This window comes from Aquamicrobium sp. (assembly GCF_023954335.1).
Lineage (GTDB): Bacteria > Pseudomonadota > Alphaproteobacteria > Rhizobiales > Rhizobiaceae > Aerobium.
Window position 1 is genome coordinate 2,267,060 of record NZ_JAMLIE010000001.1, and the last position, 24,056, is coordinate 2,291,115.

Annotated in this window: 23 protein-coding genes and 1 riboswitch; of the genes, 8 read left to right on the forward strand and 15 right to left on the reverse strand. The window is 68.5% G+C overall.

Annotated elements, in window-relative coordinates; genetic code table 11:
* A complete protein-coding gene (locus M9945_RS11220) occupies window positions 1–897 on the forward strand; it encodes a LysR family transcriptional regulator (protein ID WP_367944553.1) in 897 nt (298 codons plus the stop codon).
* A 58-nt stretch (window positions 898–955) separates the two neighbouring features.
* On the opposite strand, the gene M9945_RS11225 is transcribed toward M9945_RS11220, so the two are convergent.
* Entirely contained in the window at window positions 956–1,840 is an 885-nt protein-coding gene (locus M9945_RS11225) for a CoA ester lyase (RefSeq protein ID WP_367944554.1), read from the reverse strand.
* Entirely contained in the window at window positions 1,840–2,292 is a 453-nt protein-coding gene (locus M9945_RS11230) for a MaoC family dehydratase (RefSeq protein ID WP_367944555.1), read from the reverse strand. The genes M9945_RS11225 and M9945_RS11230 overlap by 1 nt, the downstream gene beginning before the upstream one ends.
* 120 nt (window positions 2,293–2,412) lie before the next feature.
* Between M9945_RS11230 and M9945_RS11235 the strand changes: the two genes are divergently transcribed.
* Window positions 2,413–3,555 carry a DUF2336 domain-containing protein gene (locus M9945_RS11235; RefSeq protein WP_367944556.1) on the forward strand — a complete coding sequence of 381 codons (1,143 nt, stop codon included), beginning with the start codon at window positions 2,413–2,415 and terminating at the stop codon, window positions 3,553–3,555.
* A gap of 18 nt (window positions 3,556–3,573) precedes the next feature.
* On the opposite strand, the gene M9945_RS11240 is transcribed toward M9945_RS11235, so the two are convergent.
* From M9945_RS11240 to M9945_RS11290, 11 genes are all read right to left on the reverse strand, one after another.
* Window positions 3,574–3,900: a BLUF domain-containing protein gene (locus M9945_RS11240; RefSeq protein ID WP_367944557.1), complete on the reverse strand. Its 327-nt coding sequence runs from the start codon at window positions 3,898–3,900 to the stop codon at window positions 3,574–3,576.
* 31 nt (window positions 3,901–3,931) lie between these two features.
* On the reverse strand, window positions 3,932–5,995 hold the full coding sequence (gene parE / locus M9945_RS11245) for a DNA topoisomerase IV subunit B (protein ID WP_367944558.1): 2,064 nt from the start codon (window positions 5,993–5,995) through the stop codon (window positions 3,932–3,934).
* 166 nt (window positions 5,996–6,161) lie between these two features.
* A complete protein-coding gene (gcvP, locus tag M9945_RS11250) occupies window positions 6,162–8,963 on the reverse strand; it encodes an aminomethyl-transferring glycine dehydrogenase (protein ID WP_367944559.1) in 2,802 nt (933 codons plus the stop codon).
* A gap of 11 nt (window positions 8,964–8,974) precedes the next feature.
* Entirely contained in the window at window positions 8,975–9,343 is a 369-nt protein-coding gene (gcvH, locus tag M9945_RS11255) for a glycine cleavage system protein GcvH (RefSeq protein WP_367944560.1), read from the reverse strand.
* A gap of 5 nt (window positions 9,344–9,348) precedes the next feature.
* Window positions 9,349–10,461: a glycine cleavage system aminomethyltransferase GcvT gene (gcvT, locus tag M9945_RS11260; protein ID WP_367944561.1), complete on the reverse strand. Its 1,113-nt coding sequence runs from the start codon at window positions 10,459–10,461 to the stop codon at window positions 9,349–9,351.
* A 152-nt stretch (window positions 10,462–10,613) separates the two neighbouring features.
* Window positions 10,614–10,700: riboswitch (glycine riboswitch) on the reverse strand.
* Window positions 10,701–10,785: 85 nt separating this feature from the next.
* On the reverse strand, window positions 10,786–11,163 hold the full coding sequence (locus tag M9945_RS11265; protein WP_367944562.1) for a helix-turn-helix domain-containing protein: 378 nt from the start codon (window positions 11,161–11,163) through the stop codon (window positions 10,786–10,788).
* Between the two features lie 166 nt (window positions 11,164–11,329).
* Entirely contained in the window at window positions 11,330–12,169 is an 840-nt protein-coding gene (fghA, locus tag M9945_RS11270; protein WP_367944563.1) for an S-formylglutathione hydrolase, read from the reverse strand.
* Window positions 12,166–12,570, reverse strand: a complete 405-nt coding sequence (locus M9945_RS11275; protein ID WP_367944564.1) for a type II toxin-antitoxin system VapC family toxin — start codon at window positions 12,568–12,570, stop codon at window positions 12,166–12,168. The genes fghA and M9945_RS11275 overlap by 4 nt, the downstream gene beginning before the upstream one ends.
* The gene (locus M9945_RS11280; protein WP_367944565.1) at window positions 12,567–12,884 is read right to left on the reverse strand and encodes a hypothetical protein; all 318 of its coding nucleotides are present in this window, start codon (window positions 12,882–12,884) and stop codon (window positions 12,567–12,569) included. The genes M9945_RS11275 and M9945_RS11280 overlap by 4 nt, the downstream gene beginning before the upstream one ends.
* Window positions 12,865–13,332 carry a YaiI/YqxD family protein gene (locus M9945_RS11285; RefSeq protein WP_367944819.1) on the reverse strand — a complete coding sequence of 156 codons (468 nt, stop codon included), beginning with the start codon at window positions 13,330–13,332 and terminating at the stop codon, window positions 12,865–12,867. Before M9945_RS11285 ends, M9945_RS11280 begins: the two co-directional genes overlap by 20 nt.
* Window positions 13,332–14,459: an S-(hydroxymethyl)glutathione dehydrogenase/class III alcohol dehydrogenase gene (locus M9945_RS11290; protein WP_367944566.1), complete on the reverse strand. Its 1,128-nt coding sequence runs from the start codon at window positions 14,457–14,459 to the stop codon at window positions 13,332–13,334. Before M9945_RS11290 ends, M9945_RS11285 begins: the two co-directional genes overlap by 1 nt.
* Before the next feature lie 176 nt (window positions 14,460–14,635).
* Between M9945_RS11290 and M9945_RS11295 the strand changes: the two genes are divergently transcribed.
* Entirely contained in the window at window positions 14,636–15,415 is a 780-nt protein-coding gene (locus tag M9945_RS11295; RefSeq protein ID WP_367944567.1) for a YbaY family lipoprotein, read from the forward strand.
* A 98-nt stretch (window positions 15,416–15,513) separates the two neighbouring features.
* Window positions 15,514–19,014 (forward strand): DNA polymerase III subunit alpha, encoded by a 3,501-nt coding sequence (gene dnaE, locus M9945_RS11300; protein WP_367944568.1) that lies wholly within the window; start codon window positions 15,514–15,516, stop codon window positions 19,012–19,014.
* 75 nt (window positions 19,015–19,089) lie between these two features.
* Here the strand turns inward: dnaE and M9945_RS11305 are convergent, their stop codons facing one another.
* Window positions 19,090–19,551 (reverse strand): DUF4168 domain-containing protein, encoded by a 462-nt coding sequence (locus M9945_RS11305; protein ID WP_367944569.1) that lies wholly within the window; start codon window positions 19,549–19,551, stop codon window positions 19,090–19,092.
* A 273-nt stretch (window positions 19,552–19,824) separates the two neighbouring features.
* Between M9945_RS11305 and M9945_RS11310 the strand changes: the two genes are divergently transcribed.
* The 4 genes from M9945_RS11310 to M9945_RS11325 all read left to right on the forward strand — a co-directional run bounded on the left by M9945_RS11310 (window position 19,825) and on the right by M9945_RS11325 (window position 23,106).
* Window positions 19,825–20,394, forward strand: a complete 570-nt coding sequence (locus M9945_RS11310; RefSeq protein ID WP_367944570.1) for a hypothetical protein — start codon at window positions 19,825–19,827, stop codon at window positions 20,392–20,394.
* Window positions 20,395–20,505: 111 nt separating this feature from the next.
* Window positions 20,506–21,150: an OmpA family protein gene (locus M9945_RS11315; RefSeq protein WP_367944571.1), complete on the forward strand. Its 645-nt coding sequence runs from the start codon at window positions 20,506–20,508 to the stop codon at window positions 21,148–21,150.
* A gap of 206 nt (window positions 21,151–21,356) precedes the next feature.
* Window positions 21,357–22,349 (forward strand): iron exporter MbfA, encoded by a 993-nt coding sequence (gene mbfA, locus M9945_RS11320; RefSeq protein WP_367944572.1) that lies wholly within the window; start codon window positions 21,357–21,359, stop codon window positions 22,347–22,349.
* Window positions 22,350–22,530: 181 nt separating this feature from the next.
* Window positions 22,531–23,106 (forward strand): DoxX family protein, encoded by a 576-nt coding sequence (locus M9945_RS11325; protein WP_367944573.1) that lies wholly within the window; start codon window positions 22,531–22,533, stop codon window positions 23,104–23,106.
* A 62-nt stretch (window positions 23,107–23,168) separates the two neighbouring features.
* On the opposite strand, the gene M9945_RS11330 is transcribed toward M9945_RS11325, so the two are convergent.
* Window positions 23,169–24,017 carry a hypothetical protein gene (locus M9945_RS11330; RefSeq protein WP_367944574.1) on the reverse strand — a complete coding sequence of 283 codons (849 nt, stop codon included), beginning with the start codon at window positions 24,015–24,017 and terminating at the stop codon, window positions 23,169–23,171.
* Window positions 24,018–24,056: the final 39 nt, after the last annotated feature.

Sequence of the window (24,056 nt, forward strand, 5' to 3'; positions counted from 1 at the left end):
ATGCCCAGACCCGACTTCAACGACCTCTTGTGGTTCCTGGCCGTGACCGAGGAGGGCAGCTTCACCCGTGCCGCCGCGAAGCTGGGTGTCGTGCAATCGACGCTCAGCCACCGGATCAAGCGGCTGGAAACGCGCATGGGCATCCGCTTGCTCGCCCGCACGACGCGAAGCGTCTCGACCACCGAGGCGGGCGAGCGCCTGCGCCGGTCGCTGGCGCCGCGCGTCTGCGAGATCGAGGAGGAAATCGCCTCGCTGATGGAACTGCGGGAAAAGCCCTCCGGCTCAGTGCGGCTGACGCTGTCGCACCATGCGCTGGAGCGCCTCGTATGGCGGAAGCTGCGTCCGATCCTGTCCGACTATCCCGACATCGCGCTGGAGCTGAACATCGACAGCGGCTTCCGCGATATCGTCGGCGAAGGTTTCGATGCGGGCATCCGTCTGGGCGAGAGCATCGGGAACGACATGATCGCGGTGCGCATCGGCCCCGACTGGCGGCTCGTGGCCGTGGCATCGCCAACCTATCTGGCCGCCAACCCGGCCCCCGGGCATCCGCAGGACCTGCTCCGGCACAACTGCATCAACCGGCGGCTGGAGACGGCCGGAGGGCTTTATGCCTGGGAGTTCGAGAAGGGCGGAAAGGAGCTGCGGGTCAGGGTCGAGGGGCAGCTCACCCTCAACGACGACGCCACCATGATCGACGCCGCGCTTCACGGCCACGGGATCGCCTATGTGCCCGAGGATATGGTCGTCGAGCCTGTCGCATCAGGCGATCTCATCCTGCTGCTGGACGACTGGTCGCCGCGGTTTTCCGGCTACCACATCTATTACCCGAGTCGGCGGCAAAACCTGCCGGCGTTCAGGGTGATCGTCGATGCGCTGCGGTATCGCGACGTCTGAAGCGCTGCGCCGATCGTTTGACGCCGTATGGCCGAAGACGGCCGGCTCCATCCCGGCCTTATCGGTCTCCCGCCGCCGTCGCCCGCGCCAGCAGGCGCTCGGCGCGCTTCAGGTGCGGCCGGTCGTACATCTTGCCGTCGATGGCGACGACGCCGGGGTTGCCGGCCGCCGCGAAGGCCTCGACCACGGCGCGCGCTTCCGCCGTCGCTTCCGCCGAGGGCGTGAACACCTCGTTGATGACCGGCACCTGCGCCGGGTGGATCGCCATGCGGCCGGTGAAGCCGTCGCGCGCGCCCTCGCGCGTGTCGCGCAGGAACGCGGCCTCATCGCGGAAGTTGGGGAACACCGTGTCGATGGGCGCGACCTCGGCGGCACAGGCGGCGAGGATGGTCGAGATGCGCGCGAAGCGGAAGACATCGGTGTAGCGCCCGTCCTCGTCGCGGGTCGCCGCCGCGCCGATCTCGGCCGACAGGTCCTCCGCGCCCCATGTCAGGCCGGCGAGGCGGCCGCTGGTCCCGGCATAGCTGCCCGCATAGCTTCCCGCCGCCAGCACGCCGGCCGGCGTTTCGGTGACGATGGGGATGATCCGCGTCGCCCCGTCCGCGATGCCGGCCTCTGCCTCGTGGACGCGCAGGCGCACGCTGAGGCGGGCGACATCCTCGCCGCTGTTCGACTTGGGCAGCATGATGCCGGCCGGCCCCGCCCCGATCACCGCGGCGAGGTCGTCGTCCGTCAGCCCGCTGGCGAGGTCGTTGACACGGACATAGAGCGCCGGGCCACCCTTCGCGGAGGCGATGAACTCGGCCGCCATCCGCCGCGCGGCTTTCTTGTTGGCGAGGGCGACGGAATCCTCGAGGTCGATGATAAGCGCGTCGGCGCCCGAGCCGAGGCCCTTGGCCAGCTTCTTTTCGGAATCGGCGGGAACGAACAGCAGCGAACGCATCAGGCCGGCCTCTTCTGCACCATGGTCTGGCGCAGGCAGCGCGCCACGAGGTCGCCGTGCTGGTTGTAGGCGCGGTGCTCCATCTCGACCACGCCGCGGTCGGGCTTCGATTTCGATTCGCGCACCGAGCGGATCTCCGTCTCGACGCGCACCGTATCGCCGTGGAACAGCGGGTGCGGGAAGGTCGTGTCGGTCATGCCGAGATTGGCGACGATGGTGCCGAGCGTCGTGTCGTGGACCGAGATGCCGATCATCAGGCCGAGCGTGAACAGCGAGTTGACCAGCGGCTTGCCCCACTCGCTCTTCGCCGCATAGTCAAAGTCGATATGCAGCGGCTGCGGGTTCATCGTCATCATCGAGAACAGCACGTTGTCGCTTTCGGTGACCGAGCGTGTCATCGGGTGGCGGATCACCTGCCCGACGGCGAACTCTTCCAGATACAGCCCCGCCATCCGGCAACCCTCCCTTTCGTCGGCGCACTCATGGTTTACGCCCGGTCAAGATTCATGGTGAACCGTTCGTAAACCATTTTTACCTAACGTCCACAGCATTCAAGTTTGGCGTGGGCGTCGATGATTGTCAGGCACTTCCTCAAATGGATCGGCAATGCGCGCGTCGGCGAGCGCGCCGCGGCGGCGGGGGCTCTGGCCCGCGCGCTGCTCGATCACCAGATCGCCTTCGAGGATCGCTGCGAGGCCGAGGCGGCGCTGACGCTGCTGCTCGACGATCCGTCGCCCAAGGTGCGCGCGGCGCTTGCCGAGGCGCTGTCGACCAGCCGCCACGCCCCGCCGCAGATCGTCGCCGCGCTCGCCTCCGACCAAGACGAGGTGGCGGCTTGCGTTCTCGTTCGTTCGCCATTGCTTACCGAAGTCGACCTGATCGATCGCGTCGCATCCTCGCGCCCGTTTATCCAGGCGCTGATCGCCTCGCGCCCCGTCGTGTCGATGAGCCTGTCGGCCGCCATCGCCGAGGTCGGCGCGCTCGAGGCCTGCCTTGCCCTCGTCGCCAACGAGGGGACCGAGATCGCCTCGCTGTCGTTCCGCCGGATGGCCGAGCGTTTCGGACACGAGGCGGCCCTGCGGGCGGCGCTGCTCGACGATCCGCGCCTGCCGGGCGAGTGCCGCCACATGCTGCTGGTGGCGCTGGGCGAGGCGCTGCGCCATGCGCCGCTGGTGCGGGCGCTGATGGGCGAGGCGCGGGCCGAGCGGGTGACGCGCGAGGCCTGCCTGCGCGCCTCGCTGACGCTGATCGAGCACACGGCGGCGAGTGAGCATGCGGCGCTGATCGAGCATCTGCGCCTGCGCGGCGAATTGACCGCCGGCTTCCTGCTTCGGGCGATCGCCCACGGCAAGGTCGACTTCCTCGGCTCCGTGCTGATGACGCTGTCCGGTCATTCGGAGACGCGGGTGAGGGCGATCCTCGCCTCCGGCCGCGATGTCGCCGTCAGTTCCCTGTTCGGCGCGTCCGGGCTGGCGAAGCCGCTGCACGGCGTCTTCCTGCGCGCACTGAAGGTCTGGCGCGAGGTGGCCGCAGGCCGCCGTGTCGCCGGCGCGCAGGAGGTGAGCTGGCTGATGCTTCAGGAGATCGGCGCCGCGCCGGGCCAGCCGGGTCCCGCCGAGAGCGATCGCGACGTGGCGGCGCTGATCAAGACCATTCACCTCGAAGCCCTGCGCGACAACGCGCGCGAGCACGCGCTGGCCATCGCCGCCGCCTGACGGCGCGGCCGACGGGCCTTACCCGAGCGCGAAGGCGGAGACGACCATGTCGATCATCCGCCGGCGCACCATGCCCCAATCCTCGAAGGTCACGGCGTCGATCGGCACGTTGACGATCTCCGTCACCCCGCTGTGACGCGGGTCCCTGCCGATCGAGCGGAACAGCGCCACGACCGCCGCGTCCGGGCCTTCGAGAATCTGGCACACGCGCCTGTCCTCGAGGGCGAGAACGCCGGTGATGCCATGCGCCCTGTTGAAGGCGGCGGCCTTGTCGACCAGCGCCGCGATGTCGTCTTCCGACACAGCCGGCGCGAGCGTCGAGACATAGACGATGCGCAGCGGCATGAAATTCTCCCGTCGGGGGCGGCGAGCGCCGTCAGATGTCCAGTTCCTCGACGAACTCGGCCCGCTCCTGGATGAAGCGGAAGCGGGCTTCCGGCTTGGTGCCCATCAGCGACTCGACCGAGGCCTTCGTCGCCGCCTCGTCGTCGATGACCTCGACGCGCAGCAGGGTGCGGCGCTTGCGGTCCATCGTGGTTTCCTTGAGCTGCGCCGCCATCATCTCGCCGAGGCCCTTGAACCGGCCGATCTCGACCTTGCCGCGCCCGGTGAACTCGGTCCGGAGCAGCTCGTCCTTGTGGGCGTCGTCGCGCGCATACATCACCTTGCCGCCCTGGCTCAGGCGGTAGAGCGGCGGCACGGCCATGTAGAGATGGCCGCCGCGCACCAGCTGCGGCATCTCCTGGTAGAAGAAGGTCATCAGCAGCGAGGCGATATGCGCGCCGTCGACGTCGGCGTCGGTCATGATGATGACCCGGTCGTAGCGCAGATCCTCCTCGCGGTATTTCGAGCGCGTGCCGCAGCCCAGCGCCTGCACGATGTCGCCGATCTGCTGGTTGGCGGTCAGCTTGTCGTGGCCGGCGCTGGCGACGTTGAGAATCTTTCCGCGCAGCGGCAGCACCGCCTGCGAGGCGCGGTCGCGCGCCTGCTTGGCCGAGCCGCCGGCCGAGTCGCCCTCGACGATGAATAGCTCCGCCCCTTGCGCCGCCGTCTGCGTGCAGTCGGCCAGCTTGCCGGGCAGCCTGAGCTTGCGCACCGCCGATTTGCGGGAAATCTCCTTTTCCTGCCGGCGGCGCAGGCGCTCGTCGGCGCGGGCGATCACCCAGTCGAGCAGCTTGCCGGATTCGGCCGGGTTGTCGGCCAGCCAGTGGTCGAAGGCGTCGCGGATCGCGCTTTCGACGATGCGCACCGCCTCCACCGTCGCCAGCCGGTCCTTGGTCTGGCCGACGAATTCCGGCTCGCGGATGAAGACCGAGAGCATGCCGGCCGCCGAGATCATCACGTCTTCCGAGGTGACGATGGACGCGCGCTTGTTGCCGACCAGCTCGGCATAGGCCTTCAGCCCGCGCGTCAGCACGTTGCGGAAGCCCATCTCGTGGGTGCCGCCCTCGGGCGTCGGGATCGTGTTGCAGTAGGAATTGATCAGCGAATCGCCGCCATACCAGGTCACGGCCCATTCGAGCGAGCCGTGGCCGCCCTGCTTCTCGCTTTTGCCGGCGAAGATCTCTCGCGTCACCTGATAGTCCGAGCCGAGCGAGGCGGCGAGATAGTCCTTCAGCCCGCCCGGGAAGTGGAACACGGCCTTCGTCGGCGTCTCGTCCTTCTCCCCGATGAGCGACGGGTCGCAGCTCCAGCGGATCTCGACGCCGCCGAAGAGATAGGCCTTGGACCGGGCCATGCGGAAGACGCGGGCCGGATCGAAATGGGCGTGTGCGCCAAAAATTTCCGGGTCCGGATGGAAGCGCACCTTGGTGCCGCGGCGGTTGTGCACGTCACCGAGCTCCTCCAGGCCGCCGACCGGCTTGCCGCGCGAAAAGCGCTGGCGGTAGAGCTTCTTGTTGCGGGCGACCTCGACCTCGAGATGGTCGGAGAGGGCGTTGACGACCGAGACGCCGACGCCGTGCAGGCCACCCGAGGTCTCGTAGGCCTTGCCGTCGAACTTGCCGCCGGCATGCAGGACCGTGAGGATGACCTCCAGCGTCGACTTGCCCGGCATCTGGGGATGGTTCTCGACCGGGATGCCGCGGCCGTTGTCGGTGACGGACAGGTAGCCTTCGGCATCGAGATTGACCTCGATGAAATTGGCGTGGCCGGCGACGGCCTCGTCCATCGAGTTGTCGATGACTTCGGCGAAGAGGTGGTGCAGCGCCTTCTCGTCCGTGCCGCCGATATACATGCCCGGCCGCCGGCGCACCGGCTCCAGCCCCTCCAGCACCTCGATGTCGGCGGCGCTGTAGCCGTCGCTGCCGTCGCGGGCGGGCGGCTGGGGCTTCGCCTTCGCCGCCGCGACGAGCGGATCGGCCGGGCGCGCGGCGCGCGCGGGCTCGGGGGAGGCGGGCTGGTCGAGCAGATTCCCGAAAAGGTCGTCCGATTGTGTCATGAGCCTCGGCAGGTAAAGAAAAGCGAATCAGGGCGGCTGTGCCACGGTTCCTGTTCCGTTCGTAGCACATCCGGGCGGGTGGAGTGCAACCCGCATCGCACCTGTCGGAAAGCCCCCGGCGAGGGGGCTTTCCGGCGCATGTCTCCCCGAAAGCGGGGCCGCCGCCTCAGCTCGCCAGCGCCTCGACGGGCGGGCAGGCGCAGACGAGGTTGCGGTCGCCGCCGACATTGTCCACCCGCGACACGGGCGGCCAGTACTTGGCGGCGAAATCCTGCTCTCCGTCCGGGAAGGCGGCGACGGAGCGCGGATAGGCGTGGCTCCACGTGTCGGCCATCGTCTCGGCCGCCGTGTGCGGCGCGTTGACCAGCGGGTTGTCGTCCTTCGGCCATTCGCCGCGCTCGACTTTCGCCGCCTCGTCGGCGATGCCGATCATGGCGTCGATGAAGCGGTCGAGCTCGCGCTTGGGCTCGCTTTCCGTCGGCTCGACCATCAGCGTGCCGGCGACCGGGAACGACATGGTCGGCGCGTGGAAGCCGTAGTCGATCAGCCGCTTGGCGATGTCCTCGACGCCGATGCCGCTCGCCGCCTTGATCACGCGCGTGTCGAGGATGCACTCATGCGCGACGCGGCCGTTGCGGCCGGCATAGAGCACCGGGTAGCGGCCCTTCAGCCGCTCGGCGACGTAGTTTGCCGACAGGATCGCGGTTTCCGTCGCTCGCTTCAGCCCGGCGGCGCCGGTCATGCGGATATACATCCAGGTGATCGGCAGGATCGAGGCCGAGCCGAACGGCGCGGCCGACACCGCATGGTCGGAGCCGAGCGCGACATGGCCCGGCAGATGCGGCTTCAGATGCGCCTTGACGCCGATCGGCCCGACGCCGGGGCCGCCGCCGCCATGCGGGATGCAGAACGTCTTGTGCAGGTTCATGTGGCACACGTCGGCGCCGATGTCGCCCGGCCGCGCCAGCCCGACCATGGCATTGAGGTTCGCCCCGTCGAGATAGACCTGCCCGCCATGGGCGTGCACGGTCTGGCAGATGTCGCGCACCCCTTCCTCGAACACGCCGTGGGTGGAAGGGTAGGTGATCATCAGCGCCGCCAGCCGCTCGGCATACTGCGCCGCCTTGGCCTTCAAATCCTCGACGTCGATGTTGCCGTCCTCGGTGCATTTGACGACGACCACGTCCATCCCAGCCATCGCCGCGCTCGCCGGGTTGGTGCCGTGGGCGGAGGAGGGGATGAGGCAGACGGTGCGGCCCGCGTCGCCGCGCGCGAGGTGATAGCGGCGGATGGCGATCAGCCCGGCATACTCGCCCTGGCTGCCCGCATTGGGCTGGAGCGAGACGCCGTCGAAGCCGGTGATCTCGGCAAGCCACGCCTCGAGATCGTCGGTCATCGCCTTGTAGCCGGCCGAATGGGCCGCCGGCGCGAAGGGATGAAGGTTGGCGACGGTCGGCCACGACACCGGCATCATCTCGGCGGCGGCGTTCAGCTTCATCGTGCACGAGCCGAGCGGGATCATCGCACGGTCGAGCGCGAGGTCCTTGTCGGCCAGCCGGCGCAGATAGCGCATCATCTCCGTCTCGGAGCGGTTGTCGTGGAATGCGGGCTGGGTGAGGAACGCCTTGCCGCGCGGCTTGCCGGGAACGCTGCTCGCGGCCTCGGCCGGCGCGCTCGCCCCGAACAGGGCGGCGATGGCCTGAAGGTCGTCTTCGGTCGAGGTCTCGTCGAAGCTGACGCCGACGCGGTCGGCATCGACGATGCGAAGCAGCCTGCCGCCGGCTTCCGCCTTGTCGGCAATCTCCCTGGCCTTGCCGGGAACGCACGCCGTGACCGTGTCGAAGATGGCGTCGCCCGCGAGCGTCACGCCCGCGGCCTTGAGGCCCGCCGCCAGCCGCTCGGCCAGCCCGTTGACGCGCCTCGCGATGGCCTGCAAGCCTTCCGGCCCGTGCCAGATGGCGAAGGCGGCGGCCATGTTGGCGAGCAGCGCCTGCGCGGTGCAGATGTTGGAGGTGGCCTTGTCGCGGCGGATGTGCTGCTCGCGCGTCTGGAGCGCGAGGCGGAAGCCTGGGCGGCCATGCGCGTCGGTCGACTGGCCGACGAGCCGGCCCGGCATCAGCCGCGTCAGGGCGTCGGAGACCGCGCAATAGGCGGCATGCGGCCCGCCGAAGCCCATCGGCACGCCGTAGCGCTGCATCGAGCCGACGGCGATGTCGGCCCCGCGCGCGGCGGGCGTGTCGGTCAGCGTCAGCGCCAGCGGGTCGGAGACGAAGACGACGACCGCGCCGGCCGCCCTGGCCTTCTCGATAACCGCCGCATGGTCGCCGAACACGCCGTGGGTGTCAGGCCAGGCGACGACGAGCGCGGCCGTGTTCTCACCGATCTCCGGCGCGCCGACAACGAGGCCGAGCGGGTCGGCGCGGGTCTTCGCCACGTCGAGCACCTGCGGGTGCAACTCGCCCGCCAGCACGATTTCTGCCCGCTTGTCGCGATGGTGGCGAACCGCGATGCCGATGGCCTCGGCGACGGCCGTCGCCTCGTCGAGCAGCGAGGCGGAGGCGACGGGAAGCCCGGTCAGCTCCGACACCAGCGTCTGGAAGTTGAACAGCAGCTCGAGCCGCCCCTGGCTGATCTCGGACTGGTAGGGCGTGTAGGCCGTGTACCAGGCGGGGTTCTCGAACAGGTTGCGCTGGATGACCGGCGGCACGTGGACGCCGTGATAGCCGGCGCCGATGAAGCTCTTCAACACCGTGTTCCGGTTCATCTTTTCGGAAAGCTCGGCAAGCGCCTCGGCCTCGCTGGCCGGGGCCGGCAGGTCGAGCGCCCGGCCGAGCCGGATCGACTGCGGCACCGCCTGCGTGATCAGCGTTTCCAGCGACGGCACGCCGAGCGCCGCCAGCATGGCGCGCACATCGTCCGTGCGGAGGCCGACATGGCGGTCGGCAAAACTTGCTTCGGTATGGCTCATTGCGCGGTCCTTCAGCCGATATGGGCCTTGTAGGCGGCCTCGTCCATCAGGCCGGCGAGCTGGCTTTCGTCGGCGATCGTCTGCTTCCACAGCCAGCCCGCGCCCTGCGGCGCGCTGTTGACCAGCGCCGGGTCGGCGGTCAGCGCCTCGTTGACCTCCGTCACCTCGCCGTCGGCCGGCGCGTAGACATCCGACGCCGCCTTGACGGATTCGACAACCACGGTGGCGTCGCCCCTGGAAAGCGTGCGCCCGGTCTCGGGCAGCTCGACGAAGACGAGATCGCCGAGCTGCTCCTGCGCGTAGTCGGTGATGCCGACGGTCGCGACGCCGCCCTCGACGGAGAGCCATTCGTGGTCTTCGGTGTAATAGATCGTTGCCATGAGGATCATCCTTTTCGGTAGCGATGCGGCGTGAAGGGAAGGGGATGGACGGAAACCGGCACGCGGTTGCCGCGCACGTCGGCGAAAAGCTGGGTGCCGGCCTGCGCCAGCGGCGCGGAGACATAGCCCATGGCGACCGGCGCGCCGAAGGACGGGCCGAAGCCGCCGGAAGTGACGCTGCCGGCCGGGTTGCCCTCGGCGTCGAACAGCGCGGCGCCGCCGCGCACCGGCTGGCGGCCTTCCGGCTTCAGGCCGACGCGCTTCCGGCTGGCGCCGGCGGCGAGCGCCGCCTTCAGCGCCTCCGCGCCGATGAAGCCGCCCGTCTCGCGCACCGGCTTCGCCACCGCCCACATCAGCCCGGCCTCGACCGGCGTCGTCTGCGGCGTGATGTCGTTGCCGTGCAGGCAAAGCCCGGCCTCGAGCCTGAGCGAATCGCGCGCCGCAAGGCCGATCCACTCGACGTTCTCGTCGGCGAGCAGCGCCTTGGCGAACGCCTCGGCCGCATCGAGCGGCAGCGCCACCTCGAATCCGTCCTCGCCGGTATAGCCCGAGCGGCTGGCGAACCAGCCCGGCTTGGGCTCGGTGCCGTGCATGAAGGTCAGGTGGCCGATGGCGAGTCCGGCCTTGGCGATGGCAGCCTCGGCCGCCGGTCCCTGAAGCGCGAGGAAGACGCGCTCCAGCGGCTCGACCGTCGCGTCGAAGCCGGCCGCCACCTCAGTGAGGCGAGCGACATCCTGCGCCGCGTTGCCGGCATTGGCCACCACCATGAACCGCGTCCCGCCGAGCCGGGTGACGATCAGATCGTCGAGGATGCCGGCCTCGTCGTCGAGCAGGAAGGTGTATTTCGACTGGCTTTCCTCCAGCGCCGCCGGGTCGAGCGGGCAGGCGCGGGCCAGAGCCTTCGCCGCCTCGGGGCCGGTGACGAGGATCAGCTTCATGTGCGAGATGTCGAACAGGCCGGCCTTCTCGCGGGTGTGAAGGTGCTCCTTCAGGACGCCGAGCGGGTAGGTGATCGGCATGTTCCAGCCGGCGAAGCCGCCGAAGCGCGCGCTCGCGGCCTCGTGCAGGGCTTTCAGGGGCAGTTCAGAAAGGATTTCGTCCGTGGTCGTCGCGGCCATTGTTCCTCCAGAGCAGCACGGGACGGCCGCGCCATGCGGCAGTCCGCGCCCCTCTGTCGGAAGCCTGAGAGACTCGGGGCGCCGGAACCCTGTCGGCGACCCTTACACCTTCGGCGCGGGAACGTGCCGTCCCCGACTTTCCAGAGCGTCTTGACCGGACAACGGTTCTTTTGCCTGAGAGATTTCGGGCGATTTCCCCTTCGGCGGCAGCTGGCGCTGCTCTCTCCCGCAAACCGGCAGGGCCCGAGGACCCTTGACCGGACCAGTCCTAGCCGAAGCCGTCTTCCCTGTCACCTGCCTGCGACGGAAAATGTCGTGCAGGGATCAATGCGCGGCGATGCGGTCCATGTGCCGCTCGAGCCGGACGATGATCTCCGCCGTCTCGCGATGCAGCCGCTTGAGCCGCGCGAGCTGCGGCCCGAGATCCTGCGCCGTCCGCGGGTCTTCCTCCGCCGGGGCCGGGCCGACGCCGTGCAGCAGCCACGACAGGCTGACGTTCAGCACGCCCGCGAGCGTCGGCAGCCGGTTGGCGCGCGGCTGCGAGCGGCCATCCTCCCAGGACTGGACCGTGGCGCTCTGCACGCCGACCCCGCGCGCGAGCTGCGCAGCCGACAGGCCGGCGGCGTTCCGGGCGCGCGCAAGCCTGCCGCCCAGCGTGCCTGAATCGGGAATATCGGAATAGATCGTCGTGGTGTCGGGCACCCGTCCCACCTCCTTTGCCGTGTTCGGAAGACGCCCGCAAAGCGGCGGGCGAGCGAGGGGCCAAGGATAGGAACTGACGGCCCCGATGCAACCCGCCGTCCTTAACACTGTTGAATCAAGGTGTTGAAGAGAATCCCCAAGACCTTGAAGCGATTCGGCTTTTGCCTCACCGCGCCCCGAGCCGCTGCGCGTGCCAGCGCAGGTGGTCGTCCATGAAGGTCGAGATGAAGAAATAGGAATGGTCGTAGCCCTCGCGCATGGCGAGCGTCAGCGCGATGCCGGTTCCCTTGCAGGCGTCCTCGAACAGCCATGGCCGCAAGCCCTCGTCGAGGAAGCCGTCGGCCGTGCCCTGGTCGATCAGGAATTCTGGAAAGCGCGCCCCGTCCTCGACCAGCGCGCAGGCGTCGTAGGCGCGCCACGCGGCTTCATCCGGCCCGAGATACTTCTCCAGCGCCGGCTTCGACCATCCGGCCGTCGAGGGCTGGACGATGGGCGCGAAGGCGGAGGCCGAGCGGAAGCGGTCCGGGTGCTTCAGCGCGATGGTCAGCGCGCCGTGCCCGCCCATCGAGTGGCCGAAGATGCCCTGCCGCGCCATGTCGGCCGGAAACTCTTTCGCGATCAGGGCCGGCAGCTCCCGCGTGACGTAGGAATACATCCGGTAGTTCTTCGCGAACCGCGCTTGCGTGGCATCGACATAGAAGCCCGCGCCCTTGCCGAACTGCCAGTTGTCCGGCTCGTCCGGCACGTCCTCGCCACGCGGGCTGGTGTCGGGGCAGACGACGATCAGGCCGAGATCGGCCGCCAGCCGGCGGTATTCGCCCTTGTCCATGACATTGGCGTGGGTGCAGGTCAGGCCCGACAGATACCACAGCACGGGGCAGGGGCCGTCCTTCGCCTGCGGCGGGACGAACACCGCGAAGGTCATGTCGCAGGCGCATTCCTCCGAGGCGTGGGAATAGACCCCTTGCACGCCGCCGTGGGATTTCGCGGTGGAAACGGTTTTCATAAGGCAGGCTCGATCAGTTCGGTTTCGATGGAAAGCTTGCTCGCCAGCGCGGCCAGTCTTCTGTCGGCGGTGGCGAGCGGCTCGCGCCGCGCCAGCGCGAGCGCGAGATAGAGGCAGTCGTACATCTTGTGGTTGTGAGCGATAGCCAGCGCCAAAGCGTCCGGTACAAGGTCGGCGTCGAAAACCAGCGTGTCGATCGCTTGCCTGATCGTCGAGATCATCGGTCCGATCTGCGTATGCGAGATCGATCCGGCGCGGACGTGGTTGACGAGAGCGTTGGCGGCTTCGGCCATGATGATGCCGGGCGCGGCAAGATTCTCTCGTCCCATGATCGACGCGGCTCGCTCGGCATGGGGCCCGGGCACGGCCCAGTAGACCGCAACGTTCGCGTCGATGATCATGTGTCGTCGTCTGGCGAAAACGGTCTTGCGTCCCGCTCGGCGCGAGCCTTCCGCATGATGCGGATCATCGTTTCGGCATCAACCGGCCTCGTCCGCGCCCTGATCTCGTCCATGCGCCGGATGATCTCCTCACGCGACGGCTTCATCTTCTCGGCCAGCGCCTCGCGCGCGATCTGCTCGGCCGATTTGCCTTCGCGCTTTGCCGCTTCCTTGACGCGTTTCATGACGTCTTCGGGAATGTTGCGTATCACCATGCTGGCCACGGCAGCCTCCATTGATATCACAAAGATATCATCACGGTTTCGCGAGAACAAGCGCGCGCCGCGCCGTCTGGTCGAGCGCAGACAGGAAGGCCGAGCGGTCGCGCGGCGAAAAGCCGGGATTGTAGCCCTTGATCTCGCCCGTCTCGCGCAGATGCTGCTTCAGGTCGCGCATCGCCACCGCCATGCCGATGGTTTCCGGCGTGAACGGCCGGCCCGTGGGGCCCAGGACATGTACGCCCTTCTCGACCAGCCGCGCGGCCAGCGGCACGTCTGCCGTGACGGCGATGTCGTTGGCGCGGGCGTTCTCGACGATCCAGTCGTCGGCGGCGTCCGCGCCCTGCGGCACCACGACATGCCGCACCATCGCATCGCGCGAGGGGCGCAGGCCGCCATTGGAGACGAAGGTGACGATAAGCCCGTGCCGCGCCGCCACCTTGGCCGCCTCGTCCTTGACCGGGCAGGCGTCGGCGTCGACGTAGAGGGACGGCTGCACCGCGATCAATAGACCACGACGGAGCGGATCGATTCGCCGGCATGCATCAGGTCGAAGCCCTTGTTGATCTCGTCCAGCGTCAGCCGGTGGGTGATCATCGGGTCGATCTGGATCTTGCCCTCCATGTACCAGTCGACGATCCTCGGCACGTCGGTGCGCCCGCGCGCGCCGCCGAAGGCGGTGCCCTTCCAGGTGCGGCCGGTGACGAGCTGGAACGGGCGCGTCGAAATTTCCTGCCCCGCGCCGGCGACGCCTATGACGATCGATTCGCCCCAGCCTCTATGAGCGCACTCAAGGGCTTGCCGCATGACCTTGACGTTGCCGGTGCAATCGAACGTGTAGTCCGCGCCGCCGATCTGGTCGGCCCCGCGCTTGGTCATGTTGACGATGTGCTGGACGACGTCGCCGTCGATCTCGGCCGGGTTGACGAAATGCGTCATCCCGAACTTCTCGCCCCATGCCTTCTTGTCGTTGTTCAGGTCGACGCCGATGATCATGTCGGCGCCGGCGAGCTTCAGCCCCTGGATGACGTTGAGGCCGATGCCGCCGAGGCCGAACACGGCCGCCGTCGCGCCGATCTCGACCTTGGCCGTGTTGATCACCGCGCCGATGCCGGTCGTCACGCCGCAGCCGATGTAGCAGATCGTGTCGAACGGCGCGTCCGGGTTGACCTTGGCCACCGCGATCTCCGGCAGCACCGTGTGGTTGGCGAAGGTCGAGCAGCCCATGTAGTGGAAGATCCTGTCCTTGCCGATCGAGAAGCGGCTGGTGCCGTCCGGCATCAGCCCCTGTCCCTGCGTCGCGCGAATCGCGGTGCACAGGTTGGTCTTGCGCGACAGGCAGGACGGGCAGGAGCGGCACTCGGGCGTGTAGAGCGGGATGACGTGGTCGCCCTTCTTCAGCGTGGTGACGCCCGGCCCGACATCGACGACGACACCCGCGCCCTCATGGCCGAGAATCGCCGGGAAGATGCCTTCCGGGTCCGCGCCCGACAGGGTGAACTCGTCAGTGTGGCAGATGCCGGTCGCCTTGATCTCGATCAGCACCTCGCCGGCGCGCGGGCCTTCGAGGTCCACCTCCATGATTTCCAGCGGCTTTCCCGCAGCGATGGCGACGGCGGCGCGAGTTTTCATGGCGTGCTCCCGGTTTCTGGTCTGTTTCGCAACCTTTGCTAACCGACGCGTGCGGCGAATGCCAGAGGCGTCGCGATTCCCCGACCTTTCAGCGGCATGCGCCACGGACTTCAAAACCTTCCCAAATCCTGCCACGGACATATCGTCTGCTTGCCCGACAGTCTTCAGGAGTCGCCATGTCCCGTCATTCCCTTTCGCGCCGCGCCTTCTTCGCCGCCGGTTCCGCCCTTGCCGCGGGTTTCGCCACGCGCGCTCTCGCCGACGCGCCGGACGCACAGGACAAGGTGATCGAAGGCTCCGTCATCTATCGCGAGCGCATGATGCTGCCGCGGGGCGCACGCGTCGAAGTGCAGCTCGTGGACGTCTCGCTGGCTGACGCGCCCGCCGTCGTGCTCGCGAGCGCGACCGTCACGGACGCCGCCGCCAGCCCCGTCCGCTACCGGCTGGGCTACGACCCCGCGCTCGTCGAAAGCGGCCATCGCTACGCATTGCAGGCCCGCATCAGCATCGATGACCGCCTGCTCTTCATCAACGACACCCATCACGCGTTCGAGCCCGGCCAGTCTTCGGCGGATATTCCGGTCGTCCGCGTCGCGGCGCAGCCGGAGCAGGAAGCCCTCGCGCTGACGGGGTCGTGGCTTGCGGAAGACATCCTCGGCGGGGGCGTCATCGACAACGTCCAGACCACGCTGATCATCACGGAGGATGGCACGGTCTCCGGCATGGGCGGCTGCAACGGCTATGGCGGCACGGCGCGGATCGACGGCGAGGCCATCGAGTTCGGCCAGATCGTCTCCACCCAGATGGCCTGCGCCGAAGCCATCATGAATCAGGAGCTTACATTCTTCGAGGCGCTGGGCCGCGTCGCGTCCTTCCGCATCCTCCAGGAAGAGCGCAAGCTGCTTCTTCTGGACGAAGGCGGCGAAGAAACGCTCGTCAGGCTCGCCGCCATGTAGTTGTCAAGCGGCCTGTTGATGGGGCCGTTCGGGACTCGACGCGCCGGGCCGTGTCGGGGACACTGGAGCCCGCCTCCCGAATCGCCGATTGGATGACCATGCCTGAGCAGCGCGCGCGCGAAACCGATCTTTCCGCATCCGGCAAGCCCACCGGTTTCGTGCATCTGCGCGTCCATTCGGCCTATTCGCTGCTCGAAGGGGCGCTGCCGATCGGCAAGATTGTCGGCCACGCGGTCAGGGACCGCGCCCCGGCCATCGCCGTGACCGATACCAACAATCTGTTCGGCGCGCTCGAATTCGCCCAGAAGGCGACGAAGGAAGGCGTCCAGCCCATCGTCGGCTGCCAGCTCGACGTCGCCTTCGACGACGCGGTCGCCGATGCCCAGCAGCGCCATCACCGCCGGCAGGGGCCGCAGGCGCAGCCGCTGGTGCTGATCGCGGCGACGGAAGACGGGTACGCCAACCTCGTGCGGCTCGTCTCCCGCGCCTATCTCGACGTGCCGGCGGGCGAGGCGCCCCATGTCGGCATCGACTGGCTGGCGGCGCTGGCCGAGGGGATCATCTGCCTGACCGGCGATTTTCACGGCCCCGTCGGCGCGGCGCTGAAGGGAGACCAGCACGCGGTCGCCGAATCGCGCCTCATCCGCCTCAAGGAGATTTTCACTGATCGGCTCTATGTCGAGCTGCAACGCTACAAGGGCCACGATCGGGCGGTCGAGGCCGGGCTGATCGATCTCGCCTACGCCCACGACCTGCCGCTCGTCGCCACCAACGAGGCGTTCTTTCCCGGCCGCGACGACTACGAGGCGCACGACGCGCTGCTCGCCATCGCGGAAGGCTCGGTGGTGGCGGTGGACGAGCGCCGCCGCCTGACGCCCGACCACTACCTGAAAAGTCAGGCCGAGATGACGGCGCTGTTCGCCGACCTGCCGGAGGCCATCGACTCGACGGTCGAGATCGCCCGCCGCTGCTCGTACTTCCCGCAGAACCGCAAGCCGATCCTGCCGCGCTTCGCCGGCGCGGGCGTCGCCGGCGAGGCGGCCGAGATCGCCGAGGCCGAGGAGCTGGCGCGTCAGGCGCGCGAGGGGCTCGCCGCACGCCTTGCCGCCCACGGCCCGACCGAGGGCTACACCGAGGACGACTACCGCGAGCGGCTCGAGTTCGAGATATCCATCATCACCCGGATGAAGTTCCCCGGCTACTTCCTGATCGTGTCGGACTTCATCAAATGGGCCAAGGCCCACGACATCCCGGTCGGGCCGGGGCGAGGCTCCGGCGCGGGCTCGCTCGTCGCCTATGCGCTGACCATCACCGACGTCGATCCGCTGCGCTTTTCGCTGCTGTTCGAGCGGTTCCTCAATCCCGACCGCGTGTCGATGCCCGACTTCGACATCGACTTCTGCCAGGACCGCCGCGAGGAGGTGATCCGCTACGTGCAGGAGAAGTACGGCCGCGATCAGGTCGGCCAGATCATCACCTTCGGAACCTTGCAGGCCCGCGCGGTTCTCCGGGACGTTGGTCGCGTCTTACAGATGCCCTACGGGCAGGTCGACCGGCTGTGCAAGATGGTGCCGGCCAATCCGGCCAACCCGGTCAAGCTCAAGGACGCCATCGAGGCCGAGCCGCGCTTCGCCGAGGAGGTCGAGAAGGAGCCGGTCGTCCAGAACCTGCTCGACACGGCGATGAAGCTGGAGGGCTTATACCGCCACGCCTCGACGCACGCGGCCGGCATCGTCATCGGCGACCGGCCGCTCTCCGAGCTGGTGCCGATGTACCGCGACCCGCGCTCGGACATGCCGGTCACGCAGTTCAACATGAAATATGTCGAGCAGGCCGGGCTGGTGAAGTTCGACTTCCTCGGCCTGAAGACGCTGACCGTGCTCGACACGGCGGTGAAGCTGATCCGCCGCCGCGGCGTCGACATCGACCTGACGCGCATCCCGCTCGACGACCCCGACACCTATTCCATGCTGTCGCGCGGCGAGGTGGTCGGCGTGTTCCAGGTGGAATCGGCGGGAATGCGCAAGGCGCTGATCGGCATGAAGCCCGACCGCATCGAGGACATCATCGCGCTGGTCGCGCTCTACCGCCCCGGCCCGATGGAGAACATCCCCACCTACAACGCCCGCAAGCACGGCGAGGAGGAGATCGCCTCGATCCATCCGAAGATCGACCATCTGGTGAAGGAGACGCAGGGCGTCATCGTCTACCAGGAACAGGTGATGCAGATCGCGCAGGAGCTGGCCGGCTACTCGCTCGGCGAAGCCGACCTCCTGCGCCGCGCCATGGGCAAGAAGATCCGCGCCGAGATGGACAAGCAGCGCGAGCGCTTCGTCTCAGGCGCGGTCGAGAAGGGCGTTCACAAGCCGCAGGCCGATTTCATCTTCGATCTTCTGGCCAAGTTCGCCGACTACGGCTTCAACAAGTCCCACGCCGCCGCCTACGCCATCGTCTCCTACCAGACGGCGTACCTCAAGGCGCATTACCCGGTCGAGTTCCTTGCCGCGTCGATGACGCTCGACATGTCGAACACCGACAAGCTCGCCGATTTCCGCTCCGACGCCATGCGTCTCGGCATCGAGGTGGTGCCGCCCTCGGTGACGACCTCGCACCGGCCGTTCGAGGTCGGCGAGAACCGCATCTATTATTCGCTCGCCGCCATCAAGGGCGTCGGCGAGGCGGCGGTGGACCACATCGTCGACAAGCGGGCGGAGAAGCAATTCGCCTCGCTGGAGGATTTCTGCGAGCGGGTCGATCCGCGCATCGTCGGCAAGCGGGTGCTGGAAAGCCTGATCGCCGCCGGCGCGCTCGACTGCTTCGGCCACGACCGGGCGGCGCTGTTCGCCGGGCTGGAGCGGATGATGGGGCTGGCGGCCCGCGCGCAGGAGAACGCGGCCTCCGGCCAGGCCGACATCTTCGGCGCCGCGATGGGCGCGGAGCCGCAGAAGCTGGTGCTGCCGGCCTGCGAGCCGTGGCTGCCGGCCGACCGGCTGCACCGCGAATTCGCGGCCGTCGGCTTCTATCTTTCCGCTCATCCGCTGGACGAATACCGGCAGGTGCTGGAGAAGATGCGGGTGCAGAACTGGACCGAGTTCCAGGCGTCGGTGAAGCGCGGCGCCACCGCCGGCCGGCTCGCCGGCACCGTCACCTCCAAGCAGGAGCGCAAGACCCGCACCGGCAACAAGATGGGCGTGGTCAATTTCTCCGACCGGTCCGGCCAGTTCGAGGCGGTGATGTTCTCCGAGACGCTGGCGCAGTTCCGCGACATGCTGGAGCCGGGGCGCTCGGTCGTCATCACCGTGTCGGCCGAGGACCGGCCGGAGGGCGTCAGCCTGCGCATCCAGACGGTGCAGGATCTGGAGCACGAGGCGAGCCGCATCCAGAAATCGCTGCGCATCTACCTGCGCGAGCCCGGCCCGGTGAGCGCCGTCGCCGCCCAGCTCGCCACGCGCGGCGAGGGGCAGGTGTCGTTCATCGTCATCAAGGGCGAGGGGCAGGGCGAGATCGAGGTCGCCTTGCCCGAGCGCTACCGCATCACGCCGCAGGTCGCGTCGGCGATGAAGGCGGTGCCGGGCGTGGTCGAGGTCGAGCTCGTATAATCAAGGCTGCGGAAGATCGAGGATGGCGGGTGGACCGCCATCCGGTTTCCTTCGATGCCGCGTGCGGCCCGCGCCTTACTGGGGCGCGGGCTGCTGGGCTGGTTCCTGCACCGGCTCCTGCCGCTCGCCGACCGCTTCGGCGATGTGGCCGTTGATCTTCTGGGCGAGGTCGGGATCGGTCTGCGCCGCCTGGATGATCGTGTTGTACTCGTCGAGGGTGATGCCTTCGGCCTCGTTGACGGCCTCGACCATCTTCTCCCCGGCCTCCTGGCGCAGGCGCGATTGGTCCTCCGCCGTGCCGGCCGACTCGATCTGCGGCTGGTAGGACTGGGTCACTTTCGCGACCTCGATGAAGGCGACGGCGAAGGATTTGAGCTTGGCGTCATCCTGTTGCGGCGCCGCGGCCGGGGCTTCTTCGGTCTGCGGGGCGGGGGCAGGGGCCGGCGCGGCGTCCTGCGCGCTTGCGGCGCCGAGCGACGCACCGAGGCCGATGGCCAGCGCCGAAAGGCCCGACAGCAGAATCTTGTTCAGGGTCATGCTTCATTCCTCTTCATGTGTCCGGTTCCGGACGAAAAAAGGCCTTCGCAAGCCGCATCGCCCCCGCGCCGGGATTGCGAACGACCGGTGAGGACCGAACCCCTTCAACCTGCCGAGACTGTGGCGGGGGCGGAAAAAAGTCGTGCGCGGCCGTTCACTTTGTCTGACCGGCGGAGACGTTTCTTTATTGCGCCGCCCGCGCGCCGCCTTTTTCTTCCGCCCTCCATTTGCCGGAATCGCCGCGGAAACATCGGCTTCCATGGAGGTTTGCCGATGCGTCTCGCTCGTCTGGTCGTTTGCGTCCTGCTCCTGTCCGGGCCCGCCCTCGCCGAAGACGGCGTCAGCGAAGCGGAAACGGAGATCCGCGCCGTCGTCGCGCAATGGTACGACGAGCTACTGAAGAAGGAGGAGGGGGGCGTCGACCGCGTCGTCGGGCGGCCCTTCTTCGAGGCGTCGCGCTATTATCACTACGCCGACAACGGCTCGGCCGCGCTCGGCCCGCGCATCTACTCTTCGCTCGCGGCGAGGGCTCTGCAATTCGCCTACGATATGAAGATCAGGCGCGTGGACCCCAATTTCGCCCGGGTCTCGGTGCGGGAGCGCGGCTATTTCTACGCCGCCGCCGCCCAGCGCACTTACGAATCCGCCGCCGATAGCGACTTCATCCTCGAGCGGCAGGAAGAGGACGGCAAATGGCGTATCATCGCCTACCGCTCCGGCTCCTACGGCATCCCGCCCAACATGAGGACCGACCCGATGCCGGACCTGCGCGACCTCTATTATTCCACGCAGGGCAAGGACCGCGATCCCGAGGCCGACGCGCGCGAGGCGGCGAAATTCTAGCCTGTTGCTTGCTCCTGGCGGCTTTTCGCCATATTCGGGGGAAATAGAGCCGACAGGGACATGCACGCGCAGGATTCTGCCGCGTGGAACAATCAGGAGAGGGTTTCAGCAATGAAGAAGATCGTGCTCGGGGTTGCCGCCGCCGCGTTTCTGGCCGGGTGCACCACCGACCCCTATACCGGCCAGCAGAAGGTTTCCAACACGGCGGGCGGCGCGGCGCTCGGCGCGCTCGCCGGCGCCGGCGTCGGCATGCTCGCGGGCGGCGACGACCGCCGCAACGCGCTGATCGGCGCGGGCATCGGCGCGCTGGCCGGCGGCGCCATCGGTTCCTACATGGACCAGCAGGAAGCCGAGCTGCGCGGCTATCTCCAAGGCACGGGCGTCTCCGTCACCCGGAACGGCGACCAGATCGTGCTCAACATGCCGTCCAACATCACCTTCGCCACCGATCAGGACCAGGTCATGCCGGCCTTCCACCAGACGCTGAACGCGGTGGCGCTGGTGCTCAACAAGTACAACCGCACCCTCGTCGACGTGAACGGCCACACCGATTCGACCGGCTCCATGCAGCACAACATGGCGCTGTCGCAGCGCCGCGCCATGTCGGTCGGCAACTATCTGGTCGGCCAGGGCGTCGACGGCCGCCGCCTCGCCATGAACGGCTTCGGCCCCAACCAGCCGGTCTCGACCAACGCGACGCCGGACGGCCGCGCACTGAACCGCCGCGTCGAGATCTATCTCTCGCCAGTGACGTGACGGTCCACTGTCCGCGCCGCCCGGGGCCGGCGCGGGCGCATGAACGATCTTGAAAAAGGGCGCGACGGGATGACCGCCGCGCCCTTTCCCGTTGCGGCAGAATGCGCCGCGCCGCGGCATCTCGTCGCCGGGGAGGGCGCCGGACACCTCTTGAACGCGGCGGCGGATTCCCATAGTTTAGAATAATTCTAAATTAAGGGTGTTCCATGCTCGCGCATCTCCATCTGCCCGATTTCTCCGGCAAGCTGCGTCTCGAGGAACTCGGCGAGCGCGAGGTGCTGGCGCTGGCGATCTCGTCGGAGGAGGAGGACGCCCGCGTCTACGCCACCTACGCCGCGATGCTGCGCGGCGCCTATCCGGCGTCGGCCGCGGTGTTCGACGGCATGGCGGCGGAGGAGGACATCCACCGCCGCAGGCTGATCGACCTCTATGTCCGGCGCTTCGGCGACGTCATCGTCCCGGTCCGGCGCGACCATGTCGCCGGCATGCCATCGCGGCGGCCGGTGTGGCTGGTCGAGAATCTCGGCCTCGAGCGCATCCGCCGCGAGGCGGACGAGATGGAGCGGCAGGCCGGGGATTTCTATGCGCAGGCCGCCGCCCGCTCCACCGATGCCGAGACGCGCCGGCTGCTCGGCGACCTCGCCGCGGCCGAGGCAGGGCATCGCGCCCGCGCCCATGCGCTCGCCGACGAGCATCTCGGCGGCGGCGCAATGGAAAAGGAGGACCGCGCCTCGCGCCGCCAGTTCATCCTGACATGGGTGCAGCCGGGCGTCGCCGGCCTGATGGACGGCTCGGTCTCGACCCTTGCCCCGATCTTCGCCACCGCCTTCGCCACGCAGGACCCGTGGACGACCTTCCTCGTCGGCCTTTCCGCCTCGGTCGGCGCCGGCATCTCGATGGGCTTCACCGAGGCCGCGCACGACGACGGCAAGATCTCCGGACGCGGCGCGCCGTGGAAGCGCGGGCTCGCTTCCGGCATCATGACGGCGCTCGGCGGGCTCGGCCACGCGCTGCCCTATCTCATCCCCTCCTTCTGGACGGCGACGATGATCGCCTTCGCCGTGGTCTTCCTCGAATTGTGGGCCATCGTCTGGATCCAGAACCGCTTCATGGAAACGCCGTTCCTGCGCGCGACCTTCCAGGTCGTGCTCGGCGGCAGCCTCGTCCTCGCCGCCGGCATCCTCATCGGCGGAGCCTGAAGGCCATCCGGGCTTACCGAGCGTCAGCCCGGCGACGGACAGATTTCTCCTTCGTCTTCGCTTTTGCGCAAATTCGGCCGCGCCCTGCCGGCGCTAGGCTGGCTTGCCGCGCGTCATGCCGGCGCGCGCGGGCCGGCGCAGAAACGGCCGCGCAACATGCACCCCATGAGGAGGAACCCCGATGAGCAGCAATCCCGGCAACGCCGATTCCGTGAAACTGATTGTCCCGGCCCTTGGCGGCTTCTACCGATCCTTCGCCCAGCCCGCCGCCTGGGTGGCGCTGCGCGTCGCCGTCGGCGTCATCCTCGCCATCGAGGGCTGGTCGAAGATGATGGCGCCGATGGCCATGACCGGCTTCGTCGAGAGCATCGGCTTCTATCCCGGCTGGTTCTGGTCGCCCTTCCTCGCCGCCCTGCAATTCTTCGGCGGGCTGGCCGTCGCCGTCGGCCTGTTCACCCGCCCGGTCGCGCTCGCCAATGCGGTGATGCTGGCCATCACCTTCTGGTTCCACGCGGTCAATCCCTATGGCGACGCCTTCCTGACGCCGGCCGGCATCGAGGCGCTGACCTCGAACAGCGAGCTGTTCACGCCGCAGGCGATGCGCCGGCTGGCCGATGGCGGTACGCAGTTCCTCCATCAGGTGCAGGGCAAGGCCGAGCACCTGTCGCTGCTGTGGGCGCTGGGCATGGCGCTCTTCGCCGGCTATGGCGGCGGCCCGCTCTCGGTCGACCGCAACGTGCTGAAGAAGGAATTCTGACCGGGAGCCGGAGGCCTGCCCGGAATACCGGGCGGGCCGGCCCGGCCGCTGCCGGGTGGACCCTAGCGCTTGCCGGCGAGGTCGCTGAGCAGCTTGCTCATTTCCTCGTCGAGGGCGTCGTCCAGCGATGCGCTGGCGGCGGGCTGCGGCGCGGGCGCCGGCTGCGGGCGCGGCGCGCCTGACACTTCCTTGTCGAGCGTCACCTCGAGCTCCTTGGCGAGCGCGTCGTCGAGGTCGGCCTTCGGCACGTCCGGCTTGTGCACCGGCGGCGCGACATGCGGCGCGGTGCTCGCCGCCGGCGCGGAAGCGACCACGGGGCGCATCGGCTGGATGCCGGCGGCCGGGGCCGGCACGGGGCGCGGCGCGGCCGGAGTTCCATAGGACGAGGTGCCGTGCGCGGCGGCAGCGGGCTGCGAAGGCCGCGGCTCGGGCCGTGCCGGCGTCAGCGCCGCGACGGGCGCGGAAACCGGTTGCGGCGGCGTGGGGCGCGGCGGCGCGGCCGGCCGGGGCGCCGGCTCGGCATGGCGCGGCGCGCGCGGCTCCTCGGACGCATGGGGATGGTCGTGGAAATGCGGCGGATAGGGCTCGTCGCCGCCCGCCCGCCGCGTCGGCGAGGCGAGGCGGATGTTCTGCTCGACCACCACGTCGGTCGGGCCGCCGATCAGGATCAGGTGCTCGACGTCGTCGCGCCGCACCAGCACGAGACGGCGATGGCTGTCCACGGCGGTCGCGTCCATCACCGCGAGACGGGCCTTGCGGTTCCGCCCGCCCGAGACGAAGGTGCCGATGCTCAGGCTCCGCGCGATGCGGATCAGCACGAGCAGCACCAGCAGAACGATGAGGGCGACGATGGTCCACAACAGGGCCGAGGCGTAATCGGGCCCCACCAGATTCTCCAGCCATGCCTTCATGCCACCCTCCTTGGCGCGGGCCGTGCCGTCGCGCTTTCT